This window comes from Roseateles sp. (genome assembly GCF_049240545.1).
GTDB lineage: Bacteria > Pseudomonadota > Gammaproteobacteria > Burkholderiales > Burkholderiaceae_C > Paucibacter_A.
This window is the reverse complement of the sequence record NZ_JBMLSK010000319.1, coordinates 1-1,518: the sequence shown is the minus strand read 5'-3', so window position 1 is coordinate 1,518 and position 1,518 is coordinate 1. Positions and strand designations below refer to the sequence as shown.

Below are 1,518 nucleotides of genomic sequence, written 5' to 3'. Positions count from 1 at the left end.
CCCAAGTTCGACAGTTGGAGCAGGAAATCCGGCCGGTCGTAGTGGTGCCGCTTCCGGAAATCAATGAGTTACTCAGCGATTTCGGTGGATTTGTGTTGTGTCACGCTATTGCTATCTAGACATTGATTTGTCCGTGTCGTGGCAGTTAAAGTTGTTCCATGTACACGCGCATCACCCGTTCCGGCGGTCGCAGCTACCTCCAACTCGTGGAGGGCTACCGCGTCGACGGCAAGGTCCGGCAGCGCGTTGTGGCTTCCCTGGGCCGGCTGGACGAGCTCACCGAGGCCAAGCTTGCGCCGCTGATCAGTGGCCTGGAGCGCGCCTTGGGACGCACGCGACAGGCCGAGGCGATCGAGTACCGTTCGGCGCGGGCGTTCGGGGATCTGCACGCGCTGCAGATGCTCTGGAACGAGCTGGGTCTCGGCTCCGCCTTGAGTCGCGCTTTGCGCTCGTCGCGTCGCAGCTTCGATGCCGAGGCCCTGATTCGCACGATGGTGTTCAATCGGTTGAGCTGCCCCGATTCCAAGCTTGGCGTGCTGCGCTGGCTTGAGACGGTTGAGATGCCGGGCGTGCCGGCAGAGGTGACCCATCAGCATCTGCTACGCGCGATGGACTGCCTGATCGACCGCATCGATGCCGTGGAGTCCGCGGTGCTGAAGCTGGTGCGGCCGCTGCTCGACAACGAGGTCACTCTGTTGTTCTACGACCTCACCACCATCCGCATTCATGGCGAATCCAATGGCGGTGTTCAAGACCTGCGGGCGTTCGGCCGCTCCAAGGAAACCCAAGGCCCCGCCCGCCAGTTCGTATTGGGTGTGGTGCAGTCAGCCGAGGGGCTGCCGCTGCTGCACACCGTGGCGCCGGGCAATGTCGCTGAAGTCGACACGCTGCGACCGATGCTGGAACACGCGCTCAAGCGTTTCCCGGTGGGGCGCCTGGTGGTGGTGGCGGATCGTGGCTTGCTGAGTCTCGACAACGTCGAGGAGATTCGGCGCCTGTGTGGCGAAGCCGAGCAACGCCTGGACTTCATTCTCGCGGTGCCGGCGCGCCGCTACGGCGACATGCCCGAGATCGTACGGTCCCTGACGTTCAAGGACGGCTTGGCGGAAGGACGCTTCGCCGACTATCGCCTGGTCGCCGCTCACGATCCCGTGCGTGCCGCCGAGCAGACCGCACGCCGCCGCGCGCGCATTGAAGCGGTTGAGGCTTTTGGCGAACAACTCGCCGCCAAGCTCGATGGCCAAGACACGGGCGCTGCAAGCCGAGGTCGCCGCGCCAGCGATCGCGGCGCCTACAGCCGCTTTCTACGGCGCCTGCTGGAAGAGCAGCTCACACGCTTCATCAAGACCGACCTCGGCGCCGAGCGCTTCGCCTTCGAGCGGGACGAGAAGGCCTTGGCGGATGCTGAAGTTCTCGACGGCACCTTGGTGCTGTTGACCAGCATCGACGCCGATGCCATGAGCGCGGCCCGCATCGTCGAACGCTACAAGGCGCTGGCGGACATCGAACGCGGCTTTC

General features: G+C 64.4%; 1 protein-coding gene. It reads left to right on the top strand.

The features are described 5' to 3' along the window. Window positions 1-158: 158 nt before the first annotated feature. A partial coding sequence (locus ACOVRJ_RS19745; protein WP_422045537.1) for an IS1634 family transposase occupies window positions 159-1,518 on the top strand: 1,360 nt, incomplete at its 3' end.